This window comes from Paenibacillus sp. PAMC 26794 (assembly GCF_000316035.1).
Taxonomy (GTDB): domain Bacteria; phylum Bacillota; class Bacilli; order Paenibacillales; family Paenibacillaceae; genus Paenibacillus.
Genome location: NZ_ANHX01000029.1, coordinates 85,168 through 105,641 on the forward strand (window position 1 = coordinate 85,168; position 20,474 = coordinate 105,641).

Annotated in this window: 15 protein-coding genes and 1 tRNA gene; 3 read left to right on the forward strand and 13 right to left on the reverse strand. The window is 47.3% G+C overall.

Annotated elements, in window-relative coordinates; all coding sequences use genetic code 11:
• Positions 1 to 12: 12 nt before the first annotated feature.
• The 3 genes from D829_RS0114505 to D829_RS0114515 all read right to left on the reverse strand — a co-directional run bounded on the left by D829_RS0114505 (position 13) and on the right by D829_RS0114515 (position 1,338).
• The gene (locus tag D829_RS0114505; RefSeq protein WP_017689629.1) at positions 13 to 513 is read right to left on the reverse strand and encodes an Lrp/AsnC family transcriptional regulator; all 501 of its coding nucleotides are present in this window, start codon (positions 511 to 513) and stop codon (positions 13 to 15) included.
• 160 nt (positions 514 to 673) lie between these two features.
• Positions 674 to 1,069 (reverse strand): spore coat protein, encoded by a 396-nt coding sequence (locus D829_RS0114510; protein WP_017689630.1) that lies wholly within the window; start codon positions 1,067 to 1,069, stop codon positions 674 to 676.
• Between the two features lie 35 nt (positions 1,070 to 1,104).
• A complete protein-coding gene (locus tag D829_RS0114515; RefSeq protein ID WP_017689631.1) occupies positions 1,105 to 1,338 on the reverse strand; it encodes a hypothetical protein in 234 nt (77 codons plus the stop codon).
• Between the two features lie 97 nt (positions 1,339 to 1,435).
• On the opposite strand from D829_RS0114515, the gene D829_RS0114520 reads away from it, so the two are divergent.
• A complete protein-coding gene (locus tag D829_RS0114520; protein WP_017689632.1) occupies positions 1,436 to 2,656 on the forward strand; it encodes an FAD-dependent oxidoreductase in 1,221 nt (406 codons plus the stop codon).
• 96 nt (positions 2,657 to 2,752) lie between these two features.
• Here the strand turns inward: D829_RS0114520 and D829_RS0114525 are convergent, their stop codons facing one another.
• From D829_RS0114525 to D829_RS0114545, 4 genes are all read right to left on the reverse strand, one after another.
• Positions 2,753 to 3,967 carry an MFS transporter gene (locus D829_RS0114525; protein WP_017689633.1) on the reverse strand — a complete coding sequence of 405 codons (1,215 nt, stop codon included), beginning with the start codon at positions 3,965 to 3,967 and terminating at the stop codon, positions 2,753 to 2,755.
• A 129-nt stretch (positions 3,968 to 4,096) separates the two neighbouring features.
• The gene (locus tag D829_RS0114530; RefSeq protein WP_017689634.1) at positions 4,097 to 4,663 is read right to left on the reverse strand and encodes a hypothetical protein; all 567 of its coding nucleotides are present in this window, start codon (positions 4,661 to 4,663) and stop codon (positions 4,097 to 4,099) included.
• A gap of 119 nt (positions 4,664 to 4,782) precedes the next feature.
• On the reverse strand, positions 4,783 to 5,160 hold the full coding sequence (locus tag D829_RS0114540) for a DUF350 domain-containing protein (RefSeq protein ID WP_241230782.1): 378 nt from the start codon (positions 5,158 to 5,160) through the stop codon (positions 4,783 to 4,785).
• 113 nt (positions 5,161 to 5,273) lie between these two features.
• Positions 5,274 to 7,640, reverse strand: a complete 2,367-nt coding sequence (locus D829_RS0114545) for an endonuclease MutS2 (RefSeq protein WP_017689636.1) — start codon at positions 7,638 to 7,640, stop codon at positions 5,274 to 5,276.
• 187 nt (positions 7,641 to 7,827) lie between these two features.
• On the opposite strand from D829_RS0114545, the gene D829_RS0114550 reads away from it, so the two are divergent.
• Positions 7,828 to 8,187, forward strand: coding sequence for a phage holin family protein (locus D829_RS0114550; protein WP_017689637.1), 360 nt, complete (start codon positions 7,828 to 7,830; stop codon positions 8,185 to 8,187).
• 217 nt (positions 8,188 to 8,404) lie between these two features.
• Complete coding sequence (locus D829_RS0114555) at positions 8,405 to 8,800, forward strand: cytochrome C oxidase subunit II (protein ID WP_346773279.1); 396 nt, start codon at positions 8,405 to 8,407, stop codon at positions 8,798 to 8,800.
• A gap of 104 nt (positions 8,801 to 8,904) precedes the next feature.
• Here the strand turns inward: D829_RS0114555 and D829_RS0114560 are convergent, their stop codons facing one another.
• The 6 genes from D829_RS0114560 to D829_RS0114585 form a co-directional block, all read right to left on the reverse strand.
• On the reverse strand, positions 8,905 to 11,613 hold the full coding sequence (locus D829_RS0114560) for a hypothetical protein (RefSeq protein ID WP_017689639.1): 2,709 nt from the start codon (positions 11,611 to 11,613) through the stop codon (positions 8,905 to 8,907).
• Between the two features lie 138 nt (positions 11,614 to 11,751).
• A complete protein-coding gene (gene pheT / locus D829_RS0114565; RefSeq protein ID WP_017689640.1) occupies positions 11,752 to 14,205 on the reverse strand; it encodes a phenylalanine--tRNA ligase subunit beta in 2,454 nt (817 codons plus the stop codon).
• A gap of 82 nt (positions 14,206 to 14,287) precedes the next feature.
• Positions 14,288 to 15,322 (reverse strand): phenylalanine--tRNA ligase subunit alpha, encoded by a 1,035-nt coding sequence (gene pheS / locus D829_RS0114570; RefSeq protein ID WP_017689641.1) that lies wholly within the window; start codon positions 15,320 to 15,322, stop codon positions 14,288 to 14,290.
• A gap of 410 nt (positions 15,323 to 15,732) precedes the next feature.
• On the reverse strand, positions 15,733 to 17,625 hold the full coding sequence (gene abc-f / locus D829_RS0114575) for a ribosomal protection-like ABC-F family protein (RefSeq protein ID WP_017689642.1): 1,893 nt from the start codon (positions 17,623 to 17,625) through the stop codon (positions 15,733 to 15,735).
• 449 nt (positions 17,626 to 18,074) lie between these two features.
• Positions 18,075 to 18,145 (reverse strand) — tRNA-Gly (locus D829_RS0114580).
• A gap of 163 nt (positions 18,146 to 18,308) precedes the next feature.
• Positions 18,309 to 20,435 (reverse strand): EAL domain-containing protein, encoded by a 2,127-nt coding sequence (locus D829_RS0114585; RefSeq protein ID WP_017689643.1) that lies wholly within the window; start codon positions 20,433 to 20,435, stop codon positions 18,309 to 18,311.
• Positions 20,436 to 20,474 lie beyond the last annotated feature (39 nt).

The window sequence follows — 20,474 nt, forward strand, 5'->3', positions numbered from 1 at the left end:
ACACATCTTCCTTTACGGCGAGATCATGAGACGGTTGTCTTCCTGATGGTCTTCAAAAATAATCCCGTCCTGCTTATATTTTTTAAGAATAAAATTCGTTTTGGTTGAAAGTACAGAGTCTATCGGAGACAGTTTCTCCGACACAAAATTAGCGACTTCACGCAGGTTGCCACCTTCCACTTCAACGAGCAGATCGTATGCACCGGACATGAGATACACGGACTTCACTTCCGGATAGAGATAGATTCGTTCGGCAATCCCTTCAAAGCCACGACCACGCTCCGGCGTGATCTGCACCTCAATCAGGGCCGTTACTTTTTCATCATCTATTTTGCTCCAGTTCACGACGGTTGCGTATTTCACGATGACGTGGTCTTGTTCTAGCTGTGCCACGGCGTTCTTGATCTTGTCTTCCGACTCCCCCAGCAGCGTCGACAGCAGTGCGGGAGTCCTTCTCGCGTCTTCCTTTAGCAGATCCAGAACTTTTAATTGCAGATCGTTCAAATCTTTCATGGTTTTCCCTCCAGCGTCATCCAGGTTCCTGAAAATGAATTAATACTTATATTACATGAATTTAACGTTGATGCATAGACAAAAGACCGCCTGCCCTGAATTCAGGCAAGCGGTGGTATGGTCCTGGAACGTTGGGTGCTTCAAACCTCTTTTGCAAAGGTTACATGTAATAAGGGTTACCGTAATTCGGTTGATGCTGAGACACATTAGGAGCTTGGCTATATGAACTGTTCTGCGTATTCTTTTCCTGAATGAATTGCTGACACTTTTGTTGAGTCTGGTGTGCGGACTGAATCTGCTTGTCCACATCCTGACGAAGTGCCTTGGACGAGACAGAATACATGTTGTTTTGCTGCATCAGATTGAACAGTTCCCCTTGTAATCTTAGGGTATCGTTCGTCAGGTCTGTGAACATTCGACGAGTCATGGGGCAGGAAGCTTCCGTTGTCGCAGTCGTATATTCGCGCGAGGTTCGTCTTAAATCTGCAAGAATCGACTTCAGCAGATCCTGCTCCTGCATAAAAGCGCCATTAGATGATAAAGATTGAGAATACATGCGTTTTCCTCCTATACAGTTAGAGTTGTCTTCAATTACTGAACTTGCGCAGGTGCAAGAGACTGATGTTGCTGCAGCGCATTGACAAGCGTGTTCAGATGCTGTTCATGTGAGCGAACATAGTGATTCAGTGCCTGTTGAATTTGTGGATTATGTGTGATGGAAGCTGTGGCTGCACACTGCTTAATCAGCAGTTCTTCATTGGTGATAGAGTCCGCAATGTAGTTCAATTCCTTGGGACTCAGCGCTTGCATAGTATGATTCTGCATGTTTCGATGGCCTCCTCGGCATAAAGTTTATGCGCAATTATTGTTAGCCCGGTCACACAAAAGTATACAAATTTAAATCATAAAGGAGATGTTTCTAATGGATCTGGTCTATGGTACACCTTTCTGGCCCTCCACTTTCAATTCAACATTTAATTATTCTGCTCTACAAGAAGACATCTCTTGTGACTGCCTCATCATTGGTGGGGGCATGGGAGGCGCACTGACATCTAAACTAATCACGGAGCAGGGTATTAACACCGTTGTCATTGATAAGCGAGACATTGCCCACGGCAGCAGTTCTGCCAATACAGGTCTTTTACAATACACCAATGACAAAACACTAACCTCATGTATCAACACTTTTGGTGAAGCAACAGGCGTACGTTTTTATGAGCTTTGTCGTGAAGCCATGAAACAGCTTGCTCAAATTGCAGACAGTCTGGATACAGACCCTTGGTTTATCCCACGAACAAGTCTTTGTTTTGCAAGCAGTGAAGATGATGTGACCCTATTGGAGGAAGAATATCAGACCTTGAAGCGTTATGGTTTTGAAGCTGAACTGTGGGATGCCGACAAAATAAGCCAGCATTTCCCTTTTAGCAAACCCGCTGCACTGTACACAATGGGAGATGCGGAAGTGAACCCCTATCGTTTTGTTCATGCCTTGTTTGAATCCGCAAATAAACATGGCGCCCGAATCTATGGTCAGACGGAGATGATACATTGTGAATACGATGAAGATGGTGTAGTCTGCCACACTGCCAACGGTAAAATCCGTGCCAAGAAGGTCATATTTGCTGCCGGTTACGAGACACAGGACATCAAAAAGGATCGCGGAGCCTATCTGAAAACGACCTACGCGATTGCTACCAAACCGTTGTCTGATCTTAGTGAATGGTTTGAACACAGCATGATTTGGGAGACAGCTCGTCCATATTTGTATATGCGAACAACACCCGACGGCCGAATCATCGCAGGCGGTTTGGATGAAGAAATACCTCGGGAGGATCAACGTGAAATACGGTCAAAACACCGGGGAGATACACTCCTGGAAGAGGTCCGTTCCTATTTCCCTTTAGATGATCTTGAAGTCGATTATGCCTGGGGTGCCGTGTTTGGTAATACGAATGATGGCCTCCCCCTGATTGGCACACATCCCGATTATCCGCATTCATATTTTGTAGAAGGATATGGAGGTAACGGGACTGTATACAGCATGATTGCTGCTTCCTTAATTGTGGATGCTATTACTGGCAAACAAAACCCTGATATGGACCTATTCTCACTCACACGTACAAGTAAACCATCTCCTGTATAACATCAAAATATCAAAATAAATCAATACAAACAGGGTACAGCACACGGAAAGTTCTCTTTCCCGCCGCTGTACCCTGTTTGTATATTGGGAAGCCTGCTAAGCCGAGGGCTCTTGCCCTTCCGTTCGGTTCAATAATTTGCGCATAAAGATCCATCCAACTAGCGGAGAAGCACCGAGGACAATAATAAGCCAGGTTAACATGCGTAGAGACGGAGCATTTATGACCGTCACAATGAATATGGCCAATCCACATAGTCTGCCAAGCATCAGGCATAACTCTCTCAAAACGACAAGTTCAACCCTTTTCTCCACATTTTCGCCACTTGTGCCCATCATGTCGAATCCCGCTGATATCATCGGTAGTACATACAACGGCATCGCAACAGCACTCCCAATCCCCATGATTAACAGGGTAACATAGGTCACTTTCCAGAGAAGAGGAAGAAGCACAACGAGCAGAATGAGGGCTCCAATGAACATGCCTTTCGATCTATACTGTGGTTTGAACCATTTCCCGGCTGCCCAATAACTTACTAGTGCCACAGCAGAAGTGATGAGTGAGAACTGCCCCAACTTGTACTCCTGTGCAGTAGCCACGTAGACAAGCAGTGCAATCAGGAAGGCAAATACACCTTCACGTGCGCCCTGAGCGAATAAACCCAAGGCTAAGGTCCTCCAGGGACTATCCCGCTTGGATAGCTGTATCCAAGGTTCTGACCAGCGGTATGTACCGCTCACCTTTCTTTTTTTCAGAAAAAAACTGAAGACTACCGCTATGACATAAATAACGAGCGATACTGTGAAGATGAGCCGATATCCTGTGTTGTCTGTCATGCGAGTAATAATCAGACCGGAGAACCATGGACCTATAATTCCTGTCATCGAGCCAAGTAACCCGACCCAGCCATTGAACAGATCCCTGTTTTCCCGATCCGTTATTTCAAAATACACGACATTAAATGCAATCCAGAATAGCCCCAGGGAACAACCCAGTAGTATACCCAGAGGCCATATCCAGTCTACAGCTTTGGAACCAGCCCAGAGGACGATCATATAAAATATGCCGGACAGCGCAGTACCTAGTCGTAGTGCACTCATTTTATTGTGTTCCTTGACCCATTTGCCAGCAAGCCAGAATGTCAGTCCAATGGCCAGTTGCTGGCTTAGAGTGAACCACCCCAACATGGCATAATCCGGACGGCTTTTCCACAGAAACACATTCAAAAAGGTTCCCGAGAGTGCTCCGGCTAACGCAAACAATCCATTCACGCCCAAAAGCAGAATGGATTGTCGGCCTAAAGTAATCTTCATCTGCTCCTCCTTCATCCACCTGAAGTGAACTATGTACAGGTAGGTCTTAGGGTTAACGTGCCCCAAGCAAGAGGAAAACATGATGAATCTTCAGGATTGCTATGAAATTGGTTAGAATCTCCGAAATGTTTATTTCTGCGTACTCAGGTTCTTGATCAGACGCAGACGATCTTCCTCAGACAGACTGTATTGAACTTGGAAACATCCCGAGCATACATAGGTCAATACTTTAAAAGGTGATGCCAATAGTGACCCTTCGCCTGAAGCTGCGTTAGCAACTGGCATGAAGTTATCCTGCGTTGCAGCTTGTGTACCTGCGAGAATCATGAATTCCCGGCAATTCGGGCACTCTGGTACTTCTTCTTGATGATCAAGTTGCTTCTGTACACCTTGTTCATACTGAATGAGATCATTACCTTCATCCGCGTATTTGGTTAACGTTCGCAACTCCGGCAATTTGAGTTCAACTTCATCCCCCCACAGATCCGAAAGATCCGTAGTCTGTTTCTCGTTCGTTACATCGTCTACATCATAGATGTCGTCCTGAGCTTCATCGTTCTCTTCATCATCGATGTTAATATTGAGCGTACGGTATCCCTTTAATTCATTGTGGCAGTATGGACACTCTTCTTCAGGACCGAGTTCCTCATCCCATACAATTTCCGTGTGACACCAAGGGCATATTGTTGTTTCCATATTGAATCAACCTCTCTCTTCAAATCATCATGTATTCATTACATAGATCACACCGATGGCAAAAAATACGATCGATGCCGCAAACAGAATCCGTATCAATATCTTCATGACCGGTCCCCCTAGATAATGCTCGCGCCAATAACAAACGACAGCGAGACTGAAATAATCATGGATATCAATCCGACAGCTCGGTTATCCGCTTCGATCTCCTTATCAATGGAGAACACGGGTGTCAGGAATTCGAACAAAAAATAGGCAATGAGCAGAAGGATAAACCCTACAATTGACCACGTCATGGCTTCATACACCGAAGATTTGGCTTGTATGCAAAACCGCAATACGTTGCAGATCCCGAAGATCTTGCCTCCTGTAGCCATCGCAACGGCTACATTGCCCTTCTTGATCTCTGTCCAGCATTTATACTTGGTCACCAGTTCGAAGCAAGCCAGAAATACGAGCAGCTCCATAATCGCTACCGAGAAAAAACCGAGTACCATCCCCAAGGGATGAGACAGCAATTGGTCAATGCTTTCTATCACGCACCGTTCCCCTCTCCCCATCTGCGACCTTCATGAATAAGGTCACAGAATATCATTGATTCATGGACCGGCTATTCCAATTCTGCGACGGTCACACCGTTCCCGCCTTCTCCGTAATTGCCCAGCCGGTAGCTTTTAATATGTTTATGCTTACGCAGGTAATCCTGAATACCGGAACGTAAAATTCCTGTACCTTTACCGTGAATAATATAAACTTGGCCCAGATTGGCAAGGAAAGCTTCATCAATGAACCGATCTGTCTCCATCAGGGCTTCTTCCAGGTTGGTACCACGCAGATCCAATTCACTTTTCACATTGTCATCACGTGTACGTTTCATACCCGTTACCGGTTTTTGTTTCGGTTTGGCTGCGGGAGCCGATTGCTGCAGTTCCAGGTCATCCAGAGATACTTTCATTTTCATAATCCCCAGTTGTACCATAGCGTCTTTGCTACCCGACATCTCTACAACATGCCCTTTTTGATTCAAACTGTAGACAAGCACTTCATCACCAGGACCGATAGCACGAGTCTTCGGCGCTGTTGCCGTCTTCTTGAACGTTTTCCTGCGTTTCTCCGGTTCTGCCTCGTCCAGCTGTTTGCGGGCAGCAATGAGTTTGTGCTCCTTCACGGAAGCACCTTCTTCCATAGCCAACAGGCGAAGATCGGCTATAATCTTCTCCGCTTCCGCGCGAGCCTTGTCCACAATGCTGCGTGCATCTTCTTCTGCTTTTTCAATCCGGCGATCACGCTGCTGTTCCAGCTTCTCCAGTTCAGTCTGATGACGACTGCGTAATTTCTCCATATCCTGGCGCAGGCTCTCTGCCTTCTCACGCTCTTGTTCAGCCGTAAGACGGTTCTCTTCAAGAGAAGCAATCATGTGCTCAATCCGTTGATCCTCTTCCTTCACTTCGCCACGGGCGTAGTCGAGAATGTAACCCGGCAGTCCCAGTCGCTCTGCAATGGCAAATGCATTACTTCGTCCAGGTACACCCACCAGAAGGCGATAGGTTGGACTCAGTGTGTTGATGTCAAATTCCATGCTGGCATTAATGACACCTTTACGCTCATATGCGTATGCTTTCAGTTCACTGTAGTGAGTGGTTGCAACCATGCGACATCCCGTCCGGTGCATATGCTCCAGCATGGAGATCGCCAGTGCGGAACCTTCAGCCGGATCTGTCCCTGCGCCAAGTTCATCGAGTAATACCAAACTTTTTGGTGTCATGTTTTTCAGAATGCGAATGATGTTGGTCATATGACTGGAGAAAGTACTCAGATTCTGCTCGATACTCTGCTCGTCCCCAATGTCTGCATAGATCGCATCAAATACACATAACTGACTGCCATCCTCAGCCGGAACAAATAAACCGGACATAGCCATCAGGCTCAGCAATCCAATCGTTTTGAGCGTTACCGTTTTACCACCCGTATTCGGACCTGTCACGATAATGGATGTGTAATCATTGCCCAACTCTATGTCGATTGGAACCACGTTTTCAATCGGAATCAGTGGATGACGGCCTTTCTTGAGCTTCAGGAACCCGCGGTCATTCATGCGAGGCAATGTTGCTTTCAGTTCACGAGCCAGACGTGCTTTGGCAAAGATAAAATCAAGTGATCCCAGCAAGTCGACATCATACAACAGCCACTCTCCCTGCTCACTGACAAGTGCCGTCAATTTCTGCAAAATAATTTCTATTTCGCGTTCTTCCCGAATCCGGGTTTCGCGTAATTTGTTGTTCATTGCAACAATGGATTCCGGCTCAATGAACAATGTTGCTCCCGAACCAGATTGATCGTGCACAATCCCGCCAAAGTACGAACGATATTCAGCTTTCACTGGAATAACAAAACGGTCTCCTCTGATGGTGATGAGCTGATCCTGCAGCATCTTGGATACGGTAGAGGATCGAATCATGGAATCCAGTTTTTCGCGAATCCGCACTTCTCCGCCTCGCAGCTCACGACGAATCTGCGCCAACGTTACGCTCGCACTGTCGGCAACCTCTGCATTATCGTCAATACAGATTTTGATGGCATCCTCAAGCGTTTTTTGCTCTGACAGTTGATCACTGATATAGAACAATGATTCGATGAGCTCATCTTCATGCAAAGTACCAATCTGACGTTTCAATCGCCGCGCCGCAAAGGTCGTATTGGATATTCCCAAAAGCTCGTGAGGGTTAAGTGTGCCTCCAATTTCAGCACGTTTGATGGAAGCCGTAATATCTATAATTCCCCCAAACGACGGTGAGCCTTTCAGGCGATCAAATGTGAAGGCTTCATCGGTTTGCTGCAGCAACCGCTTCACTTCTTCAAGTTCACTGCTTGGTTCAAGTTGCTCCGCTTTCTTTTTTCCCATGGTCGTCTGGGCAAAGCTAAGCAATGTATTTAAAATTTTGCGATATTCCAGTGTGTGTAGAATTTTCGTGTCCAAGTGTACAACTCCTTCCAAACTATATCTGTATTATAACGAAAGAAACTTTCTTACGCTATTTAACGAATCCTTCCACACATAACTTCAACCATAGCACCACAAACTACAGGTGTCAGGATTGTGCAACCTCTCCATCCCCTTGGAGTTGCCCTGCTCAGTTCAATCCGATTAAAAGGAGGTAAACACCATGAATTTCCTGGGACATGTCGTGCGATTTATCATCGCTGCAATTGTATTAATGGTGGTTAGCTGGATCGTTCCCGGATTCGCCGTTGGTGGCTTCTGGAGCGCCCTGTTGCTTGCTCTTGTCATTGCCCTGCTCGGCTGGATCGTTGAAGGTATCTTCGGCAAAAGAGTCAACCCGTTTGGTCGCGGTATTGTCGGATTTATCGTTAGCGCACTGGTGATTTGGCTTGGTCAATATGTTGTAGATCATGTTGAAGTCAGCCTGCTCGGTGCCATTCTCGCTGCGCTGGTCATCGGGATTATCGATCTCTTCATCCCGGTATCCACCCCTTTTGATGCCGGACGAAGCTCCAAAAGTTAATCTCCACTTCACCTTAACGTCCCCATGAATTCTCCTAAACCTCTGAAGGCCCTGCGCCGGAAGGGGTTTATTTCATTCGGGCAGTACGCACGCTCTGCCGTACACGTACAATTTTCAAAAAAACGACATACACAGCGTGTACAGGCATTCACATATTGCGGTATGATGACTGGAGCAATCATTCAAATTTTATCCATATCACGCTTTAAGGAGGCATATGATGAAGAAAGGCATTACATGGCTTGCTGCCTGTATGTTAATTCTGGTACTCACTGCATGTGGAGGGGCGAAACAGTCCGTAGAATCTGGCAGCAATGGATCCGATGCTGATGCTGGAGTTACAGCCAGTGAAGAATTGGTCATCAAGGCAAGTAACTATGAATTCGATCAACCTGAGTACCATCTTAAAAAAGGCGTTCCCGTTAACATTGTTTATGAAAATGTAAACGGAAATCACGGTATGCTTGTGCCTGAGCTGAATCTTCAACTGGATACCAGAAACAGCTCCAAAGTCATAACCCCGGACAAGGTTGGTGAGTTTGAAATGTCCTGTTCTGTCTTCTGTGGTTCAGGACACAGCAGCATGATCTCCAAAATTATCGTTGAAGAATAGTATTCAAGACAAGGAGCCCCCGCAGCGACGGGAGCTCCTTCTTTAGTATAACAAATTGTACCAGAGTACGTTGCCCACGAGCCAGTTCTGCTACATTCATTCCGCTAGGTCTGGTCCTGTTCAATCAATTCAATCCATTCGTTATATTCCGTCTGCAATTTCGTATATTCATCATGCAACTGACGATATTCAGTGTTCAGCTGCTCTGCCTTCTCCTGCTCCATTTCACGTTCAACCTGTAACAAACGTAATTGATTGGCCGCTAGTTCGTAACGCTCCCCCATCTCAAGCAGTTCCGTTTCCATGATCTCTTTTTCTTGGGTCGCTTCTGCACGTAATTTGTCCAGCTGCTGTCGTTCTTGCTCCAGTCCATCCAGCAACTCACTACTTGCCGCACTTTCTCTCTTCCAAACCGTCAGTTCATTCTCAAGTGCAGCCCAGCGCTCCTGCCAGGATTGCTCCTGAGCCGCCCATTCGTCTGCACGGCGTTGCCATACCTGGTCGTTCTGCTCTGCTTGTTCAACACTTAAGCGAAGTTCTTCTTCACGTCTTGTAAACTGCTCCAGACGGGATGCCAACTCGGTCTGTTTGGCTGACAGTTCTTCGTGTCTGATCTGCCACTCCAACGCTTCTTCCTCAGTCTGGGCTAGCCGACTCTCTTGCTCCGAGTAGCGCTCGGAAAGTTTAGCTGAAGACTTTCTTGCTTCTTCAAGTGCGCTCACAATCTCTTGTTTCTCTTTGCTCAATTCATCCAGCTTGGAACTGTAATTCTCTTCCCGTTGTAATGCATCACTGTAATCATTACGGATTTGTTTATAGTTATCCTGAAGTCGGTTCAGCTCTTCCCGAACAACATTTAGCTCAACTTCAAGCTGATTACGTTTCTCTTCCAAAAGCTCTGCATCCTTCTGGTACTGCACAGCCTCTTCATGGTTGAAACGAGACTCTTCCTTCACCACGGACAATTCATCATGAAGGGATTGTACACCAGACTCCAACGTTTCATTTTGTTCAGCAACTTCAAGAATCTGATTCTCCAGGTCTCCGATCTCAGCCAATCGCTGCTCAGCAAGGTCCTTCAAGGACTGCTCACGTTCCGTAAGCGTGCCGATCTCATGCTGCAATGTACGCACCGCAGCATGAGCCTGTTCAAGCACTTTTTGCAGTCTGCGCTGTTCCTCTTCCGACTTCACTTCAGCCTCACGAAGCTTTTGGGCTTCCTGTTCAAGCTGTGCATGTTGCTCCTGAAGTTTGCGTAGCTGTGCTGTGAGAGAGGTTTCTCTATCCACAGTTTCATTATACTTCTGCTTCCATTGTTCCTGTGAATCACGGGATTGCTGGGCAGCCTGTTCCGTTTCACGAAGAAGCTCCTGCAACTGGGAACGGTCCTCTTTCAACTGTTCCAGGTGCTGCTCCAGTTCCGTAATTCGGCGGGTCTGAACTTCCTGCTCCTGTTTACGAACCCCATGCTCATGACGTAACGATTCCAATTGACCACGCTCGTGCTGAAGCTGCTGTTCTTGCTCTGCAACCATGTCCTGTGCACTGATGAGCTGGGTCATTACTTCTTCTAATTGTTCTTCGACATCTAATAGTCGAGTCTCCGCCTGTTTACGTTGTTCCTCAAGTTGCTGCTTGAGCTTGCCCCGTTCTTCTTGAAGTATGGCCTCTGCAGCCGATGCGGCTTCTGTTGCCTGGGACGCTGCTGCTTCCTTGGCTTGCTGCAATTGTTCCTCGAGGGCTGCTTCTTTCTCCATCCATTCGAGTTCCAACTGCTCGGATAACGCCTTGAACTCCGCATTCAACTGATTTATCTCAGTCAGGCGCTTCTGCTCCGCTTGTTCCTGCAAGGCAGCCCGTTCCTGATTCGCCTGATCCGTGAGCTCTTGTGTCTGTTGCAGCGCTTTTTCTTCAGCCTGTTGAAGACGAAGTTCCATCTGTTGCTGAAGTTCGTTATATTGCAGCGCTGCTTCTTCCTGAGCTTTCTTCAGATTGCTCTCTGCCTGCTCCAACTCGGACAAAATGGCCGACTCGGCTTCTTCCTTGGCTGCCTGAACCTGCTGCGCAGCTTTGGCTTCAATCTGTTGACGTTCTGCAACGGCACGGCTTTCGGCTTCTTTTAATTGAGCTGCAGTCTTGTCCTGCAACTCTTTATATTGCGCCGCAGCTTTGGCCTGCGCCTGCTGCAATTCAGCTGCAGAACGGTTCTGAGCTTCTTTGAGCTGGGAAGCAGCCTGTGCCTGTGCATTTTTAAGCTGGTTAGCCGCTTTCTCTTCCATTTCCTTCAGCTGTTTCGTTCCCTTGGCTTCTGCTTCCTTGAGTTGTGCCGTCGCTTGGGCCTGCAATTTCTGCACTCGCTCCGTTGCTTGAGCGCGTTCTTGCTCCAGCAGCGTATTCAACTTGGCTATCTCTGAATTTTTGTCCGTTTCAGCCTTTTGCAGCGCCTGCTCTGCTTCAAGCTTCAGCTTTTGCAATTCAGCAAGAGCCTGGTCACGCCGTTCCAATTCTTGTTGATGTTCATTTTGTATGGCGTTCAACCGATTCAATTCGTTTCTCAGTTCTGTACGTTCTCCAGTAAGCATCTTCAGTTCATTACGGATTTCCTGAGTCTGAAGAGACTGTTCAGCCATATGTACAGCCGCCAGTACCGCAATACGCGGAGTATCCAGACGGGAATTTTGCTTGGAGATTGCGCCCATACGCTCATCTACCAGGTTAGCTACTTGTTTCATATAGTCGGCACTGCTGCCAACCAGTTTATAGGAAGTCCCGTAGATCTCTACGGTGACGCGTGTACGATCAGGTGTAGTCACAGTTGTGCCCTCCTTCAAGTCTGTATGTTGATTCTAAGCTGTAATCACAAAAAAGTCACATCGATCCTCTAATGCTAAGGATTCGATGTGACTTCAAACAATTCCTGCTAATCTTTGTTCAAAAAATCTTCTTTTGTCCTATTTACGCAATTCCGCTCCGAATTGCTCTTCCAGACGAGCCACTACACGGGCATGAACTTCAGTAACTTCCTCATCGGTCAGTGTACGTTCACGATTCCGGTATACCAGTGCCATCGCCACGCTCTTCTTGTTTTCACCCAGTTTACTGCCAGTAAACACATCGAATACCTGTACGGTTTGTAACAATTCACCCGCCGATTCACGAATGGCGCGCAGCATATCTCCCGCTTCAATATCTTCATCCACAACAACCGCGATATCACGTTCCATGGCTGGGAAACGCGGAAGCTCACGATAACGAATGTCAGCGTCTGCTTCGCTGTAGATCGATTCAAGTGCAATCTCTGCGATGTACACATCATTCAGATCATACTGCTGTTGCAGTTCCGGATGCAATTGACCCAATGTACCGATCAATTTGCCTTCCCCGCCATCCTTACCTTCCAGGTAAACCGATGCGGAACGTCCCGGATGGAATCCTTCAGGGCTGTTTGCTACCAAGCGAATGCGTTGTTCAAGCCCCACATAGGCGAACAGATGCTCAAGAGCACCTTTCAGATCAAAGAAGTCTACTTTCTCCGCTCCAACATTCCACTGCTGGCTTGCACGATTCCCGGTGAGCAGCAAGCCCAGTACCGGAATCTCATGCGGTTGCTTGGTCAACTGATCTTCTTCAGTGAAGAACACATTGCCCACTTCAAATACAGCCAGTGAATCCTGTTTACGGTTCATGTTATACACCGCTGCATCCAGCATTTGCGGCAAAATACTCGTACGAAGCACACTGCGGTCCTCACTCATAGGCATCGCGAGTTTCACGGCTTTACTGCCTTGTGTCAATGCCGGGAACAATGTCGCTTTATCCGGGTGTACAAAGGAGTAACTGATCATTTCCTGCCAGCCACTGCCTGAGAGCACTCCACGAATGGTGCGACGCATCGCTTGAGAGCGTGTATACGCCCCTGGAGTCGTAGGTCCTTCAATCCATGTGGTTGGAATGTTGTCGTATCCGTACAGGCGTGCAATCTCTTCAAACAAGTCTACATCGAGCGTAATATCCCCTCTGCGTGTTGGTACTTCCACATCCAGCAATCCTTGATCAGCATCACCACATGCAAAGTGCAAGCGAGCGAAAATGGTTTTCACCTCAAGCAAAGACAGATCGGTTCCCAAATAACGATTCAGTCGGTCCAGCGACAATTGAATTACACGTTTCTCCGCAGCTTCTGCTCCAGCTTCCACGATTCCCTGGTGCACTTCACCTTCAGCATAACGCTGAATCAGTTCAGCCGCACGATCCAAAGCCGTAATCACCGCACCCGGGTCTACTTCCTTCTCAAAACGCATGCTTGCTTCGGAACGTAGCCCCAATTGTCGCGACGTTTTCCGAACGGTTCCACCATCGAACTTGGCGGATTCCAGCAACAGATTCACCGTGCCTTCCGATACCTCGGAATTCTCGCCACCCATAACCCCAGCGATGGCTACAGGTTTCACGCCATCTGTGATGAGCAACATGTGCGGCTCCAGCTTGCGCTCCTGTCCATCCAGCGTAACAATCGTTTCGCCTTCGTTGGCCATCCGCACTTCAATATGGCCTTTTTCCAGCTTATCCGCATCGAATGCATGTAGCGGTTGACCGTATTCCAGCATGACATAGTTCGTGATATCAACGATGTTGTTGATTGGACGAACGCCTGCGGCCATCAGACGGTTTTGCATCCACAGCGGGGAAGCACCCAGTTTAATGCCTGTTACATAACGAGCTGCATAGTGACTGCATTGCTCCTGCGCTTTAATCGCTACAGAGATATGATTCGCAGCCGCATCACCAACCTCAGCCAGTTGGTCTTTGGGACTCGGCAGCTTCACTTCACGACCCAAGATGGCACCCACTTCATAAGCTGCACCACGCATGCTGAGACAGTCGGAACGGTTCGGTGTCAGGTCCAGTTCAAGCACATGATCGTCAAGACCAAGAACCTGACTGATTGGCGTGCCAACCTCTGTTTGTTCCGGCAGAACGAGAATACCTTCCTGCTGATCTTTCGGCAACAATTTGTCGTTCATGCCCAGCTCTTTGGCGGAACAGATCATGCCAAGGGAGACAACACCGCGCAGTTTGGCTTTTTTGATATCCAATCCACCAGGGAGCTTTGCTCCAACCAGGGCTACGACTACTTTTTGGCCTGCATCCACATTTTTTGCACCACATACGATCTGCAGATCTTCTTCCTGACCAGCATCAATAACACATACATTCAGTTTGTCTGCATCCGGGTGTTTCTCCTTGCTCTTCACATAACCTACAACAACTTTATTCACGCCCTTGTTGCGGTTCTCCACTACATCAATTTCGACACCCGCACGGGTGATTTTCTCTGCCAATTCCTGTGGCGTCACACCTTCAAGGGAAATATAATCAGACAGCCAATCTGTCGATACTCTCATGGACGTTCACTTCCTTCATCTATAAATTGGTGTTCCCGGTTCATTCGCTTGCTCTATATGGTTAATCTTTCTTGTCTTAAAGTTACAGCCTTCCGAATTGCTTCAGGAAGGTCAGATCACTATTGTAGAAATGACGGATATCATCGACTCCATACTTCAGCATCGCGATACGCTCTACGCCCATACCAAATGCGAAACCACTGTATTTCTCCGGATCATAGCCACCCATTTCCAGTACTTTCGGGTGAACCATACCGCCGCCCAAAATTTCAAGCCAGCCTGTTTGCTTACATACGCGACAGCCGCTGCCGCCACATTGTACACAGGTTACATCCACTTCCGCACTTGGCTCTGTGAACGGGAAGAAGCTTGGACGCAGACGAATTTCCGTGTGGGAACCGAACATTTCGCGTACGAATTGCAGCAGGGTTCCTTTCAGATCGCTCATACGAATGTTTTCGCTGATGACCAATCCTTCAACCTGGTTGAATTGGAAAGAGTGCGTCGCATCGTCATCATCACGGCGGTATACTTTACCTGGGCAGATGACTTTGACAGGCACTTCGCCCTTCATGCTCTGCATGGTACGTACTTGAACAGGAGATGTATGGGTACGCATCAACAAGTCTTCGGTAACATAGAAAGAATCCTGCATATCGCGCGCCGGGTGATTCTTCGGCAGATTCAATGCTTCAAAGTTGTAATAATCCATTTCGACTTCAGGACCTTCCGCAACGCGGTATCCCATACCGATGAAAATATCTTCGATCTCCTGTACCACTTTGGTCAGTGGATGCAGTCCGCCTTGACGTCCACGACGTCCTGGCAGGGTCACATCAATTTTCTCGGATTGCAGACGCTTCGCTGTCTCTTCCTTCTGGAACTGATCCTGCTTGCTGTCGATGACTTCCTCAATGGCAGCCCGAACATCATTGGCTACTTGACCAATAACTGGACGTTCCTCCGCACTAAGCGCACCCATACCACGCAAAATTTCAGTCAATGCACCCTTTTTCCCCAAATACTTTACACGCAGATCACCGAGCGTCTGCGGATCATTCACACCAGACAACTGCTCCAGCGCTTCGATCTTCAATGCCTCTAAACGTTCTTTCATGTGTAATTGCCCCCTTTTTGTGGTGTTTTTGCAACAAAAAAAGGCCTTCTCTCCCCTGAAGGGACGAAAAGACCGTGGTACCACCCTTGTTAGACATCCATTGCTGCGTGGCCCTTCTGGCCTGCAACTGGTTCTGTCTCACTTTGTACGGAATAACGACCGTTAACCGTTTGCCCCTACTGTTGCCTCTGTGTCTGCACACAAACAGGTTCAGGGAACCGCTTCGGAGTGAATTTCGGCAGCCTTGTTCTACAGAAACGCTCTCAATCTACGGCGCTTCCTCCCTGTCCAGAGGCACTGCTTACTTATCTCCATCATCACGTTTGCTTAGTTTACCCATATCGATGTAATCATCGATGATCGTTCATAATTATATGCAAAATAGATCGAAATAGCAAGCCGTCCATGTTCTAATTTATGTTTGCACCTTTATCTTTCAATTGTTTCAGGCGCTGCTGGATTTCGCGAATCTCAGCTGCCTCGACTGCTCGCTCATTCGAATGCTCCGGCTGTGTCAGACTGTCTTTTCCAGCAGTGCTCACAGGAGACAGCAACTCCGATAGTCGCATCTCCAATCGTAACCGCTCGTCATCAGATTCCCGGGTCTCCAGCGCCACCTCCCGAAGTTTGTTGGACTGCTCCCAATCCGACACACCTCCTTCAAACAGAGTTGCTGTGCCACCAGCCTCCAGATCGCATAACCGATTCGCGAGTGACTTCGTCAGCATCCGGTCATGGGATACAAGCACCAAAGCACCTGAAGCCTGTTTTAATACATTTTCCATGACTTCCTGGGTATCGATGTCCAGATAGTTCGTTGGTTCGTCCAGCACCAGCAGATTCGCTCCGCCAAAATACAGTCTCAGAAATGCCACTCTGCACTTTTCCCCCATGCTCAAATCCCCAATGCGCTTGAACACATCATCCCTGGAAAATAGGAAACATCCCAGAATGGTACGTGCCGCACTTTGTGTCATCGATGGAAGGGTAAGCAAGCTGTCCAGCAGCGTCAGGTTCTCAGGGAGCCCTTCCAGCTCCTGTGAAAAGTAACCGATTTTCAGCTGTGGATGCCGTGTGACCTTGCCTTGCGAAGGTTCCAGTTCACCAATCATCAACTTCAGCAGTGTTGTCTTGCCGGTTCCATTAGGACCCCGTACAGCAAGCCGATCTCCGCGTTCCACAGTAATTCGAAGATTGCGCAGCAATAGTTTGTCTCCCGTATATGAAAAACTCACCTCTTCCAGCGCAAGCAACTGGCGTGCAGCCAGTGGATTCATCTGTAATTCCATGTTCAACTTTGCGGCTTCACGAGGTTTATCCACCCGTTCCCGCTCCAAACGCTCCAGCTGTTTTTGTTTTGCATGGTAACGTGAAATATTTTTGATGGCTTTAGCTTTGTAGAAGCTCTGGGTGATCTTCACCTCCACATCAGTCGCCGAATTATGCGCTTTATGGAACCATTCCTGATAATTTCGAATCGTTTCTTCCAGCGCCTTACGTTCCAATTCCTGCCTGCGGTAGATCGTTTCCTGTTCGCGTAATTCACGCTCTTTGTGGATCTTGTAGTCGGAGTATCCGCCCTTGTATTTGGTCAGGGCATCTGGACTGAACTCAATGACTCCTGTTGCTACCTGATCAATAAACGTACGATCATGTGATACAAATAACAGCGTACCTTCATATGAGGATAACCACTCTTCCAGCCAACGCATGCTTCCCTCATCCAGATGATTCGTCGGTTCATCCAGGATCAGGAACTTGGGTTTGCTGACAAGTAGCCCCGCCAAACGAGCCTTTGTTTTTTGTCCACCACTCAAGGAATGATAGGGTCTATTCCAATGCTCTGCGGATAATCCGAGGCGAGTCAGTACTTTCTCTACCTCAGTCTCCCACATATAACCGTTCAACTGTTCATATTGCTCCATCACTTGTGTATAAGCTGCAAGCAGCTCTTCATCCGCTTCAGTACTCATGCTCAACCGTTGTTCCAGTTCTTCCAAGTTCCGTTTCACTTCATAGATCTGACCGCTCTCACGCCGGACCGCATCCAGTACATTCATCCCGGTCTCAATCTCCGAGCGCTGGCGCATGAACCCCCATTCCTGCTGAGGGATATGACGTTCAATCCGTCCACCACCATGCTCCTCACCCAAAATGATACGTAACAACGTTGTCTTGCCGCATCCGTTGCGACCCAAAATGGCGAGTCGTTCGCCCTCATTAATCTCCAAATTCAATCCTGTAAACAATTCAATACCGTTCCACTCTTTTGATACTTCATGTAAGCGTACCAATGTCATCATGAGGCCTCATCCTTCCTGCATCCTTTTTGCTGAACAAAAAAAACCGCTGGCATCAGCCGGCGGTTTGGCAATTCAGGGTTGGATCAAGCATTCAAAGACAGATCTAAGGTAAGCTACGGCATGAACAAAGAAACCCCAAACACAGGGTACACGTAAACCTCAATGGCTTACTTGCTCCATACCTTTTCCCATAGCTGAATTTGGACACACGAATCCCCTCATTGCTCAGCCGCTCTGGCTGACTGCGTCATAAAACCGTCTGCAGTTAACTGGGGTTCAATTCATGTGTTTTACTTCATGGGACGTATGGTTACCTCTCATTCATGTGTAGTATCAATTTCTCCGTTATTGTACCAGATCATTGTAAAAAAGCAAAGGGTATCCCCAGATTTTTTTAGGGAAAAAGAAAAATCCCCTGCATCGCAGGGGCTCTGGGTACTGCTTCGTTAAGCGGGTGATGGGAATCGAACCCACGCTATTAGCTTGGAAGGCTAAAGTTCTACCATTGAACTACACCCGCATGATTGAAGATTTAATTGTTAAGTTCCGTTCGGAATTTAACAGTGATTTTACAAAGAATAATATACCATGATCCTCTATAGCATGCAAGTCACATTTACAATTTTTTTCATTTACACATCCATCTTAAAAAAGCAGGAGCACCCTCGCGCCCCCGCTGTTCCCTATCCTGTAGGCTTATCCACATCTCTCAAAAACTGCTTTTCAAATTCAGCGGCTTTAATCGGTTTGCTGAAGAAATAACCCTGAGCCTCGTGACAGTGCTGATCGCGAAGAAAGACCATCTGATCTTCGTTCTCCACGCCCTCAGCTGTCACTTTTAATTGTAAATGATGCGCCATTGAAGTGATGGTAGATACGATCGCGGCGTTATTGCTGTCCTCCATGACTTCATTAACGAATGAACGGTCAATCTTGAGCCGATCAATCGGCAGATCCTTCAGATAGTGCAACGAGCTGTATCCCGTTCCAAAGTCATCAATACTGATATGCACACCAATTTCTTTGATTTTGCGCAACTGTTCGAATGACCGATCTTTATCAAATGTCATGCTCTCTGTAATCTCCAGTTCAAGCCATACAGGCTCTAGTCCCGTCTCTTTGAGAATTCCATTGATATTGTCCAACAAATGGGAGTGCCTGAATTGTCTCATCGACAAATTCACCGAAACACACAGTTTACGATAACCGGCTTCCTGCCACTGTTTGTTCTGTGCACACGCTTCACGCAGCACCCATTCGCCAAGTGGCACAATGAGCCCACTCTCTTCTGCCAGAGGAATAAATTCTGCCGGAGATACCGAACCTCGCTGCGGATGCTGCCAACGAACCAATGCTTCCATGCCAACGATTAGCCCACTTTGCAGATTAACCTGCGGCTGGTAGACCAGGTAGAACTGACCTCGATCCAACGCCTTGCGCAGATCATTTTCAAGCTGCATACGCTCCTGTGCCTTCATCTGCATTGCATGGGCAAAACGATTCAGTTCCATCCCTTGTTCCTTTGCACTGTGCAGAGCCGTATCGGCATTCTGAATAATCTCCAGTGGTGACTCCCCATCATGCGGGAAAATGGCCATCCCAATTCCAAGGGTAAGATGATACTCATTGCCATCAACCAAGACCGGCTTCTCAAAAAGTTGCAATATGGATCTTGTCCGACGCAACGCTGTATCGGTTGAACTGAAATCTGTCATCGTTAATGCAAACTCATCTCTTCCCAATCCAAAGACTTCTTCTCCTGGAAGTGACGAATGTTTCAGTCGTTGACCTACCTGACGCAAAACCCGGTTAGCTGCTTGCTGTCCGAGCGAATCATTAATGGTCTTGAACCGATTAATATTCAGGACCAGTACACCCACAAGCTGTTCCTGCACCACGGCATCATCCATCATCTTTTTCAACCGCTGTGAAAGGCGACGACGGTTTGGAAGTCCCGTTACATCATCATGATGAGCAATATAGTTCATCTTGGCTTCCGCCACCTGCTGTTGCAGGAAAGGCGTGTCCACTACAGACGTGTACAGTCCTTTTTGAATGAAAAAATATGCCATACAATTACTCAGCAATCCTAATAACAGATTGAGATCGTTCACCCCAGTTGCTGAAACAAAATAACATTCACCAAAAAAGAAACACAGAATGCCACATAGAATGGTTGGTAAATCACCGTCTTTGGTTTTTTTCCATTGTACAAACAAAAGAACTGCAATAATGCCATAGAGCAATCCGACCATAAAATGAACTCGGGTGAAGATTCCACCAAGCACATCCCCATCAAGCATACTTGGTAACATACTCCATTCCTGAATAGCCAGTATGTACAAAATAACAAAGGTACCCAATGTCCCACTGAACAGTAAGAATTTGCGTGGTAATGCAATTTCTTTTTCATTTAAGGTATACACGAGCAATAAACCTACTGAACATACCAAAGATCCCATGGTTGTCATCATTAAGGAGAACTCCGATTCCATCATGGCTCCGTTTGGAATCTCTTCTGCAAATGAAACGATATGAACCAGTTCAAACAGACCAATCAATAAAAAGAGTGTTGTCAATAATGTCCTCCGAAGAGTTAGCTTCTGTGTCCGAAACAACCAGCTTTGATTGTAGATGCCGATACAAGCCGCTGCCGCAGCAAATCCACCCAAGAGTGTCAAAACCGGGTAACCCGATATGATCAGATCAGAACTTGAAGAATAACGAAACCATTGACTTGCGAGGAAACACATTAAGCCGCACACAGCGACCCAACTTATTTTTCTCTGATCTTGCAGATTAACCTTCATGCCGTGTTTTCCTTCCCGGGATCACCTATCCTGAATTAC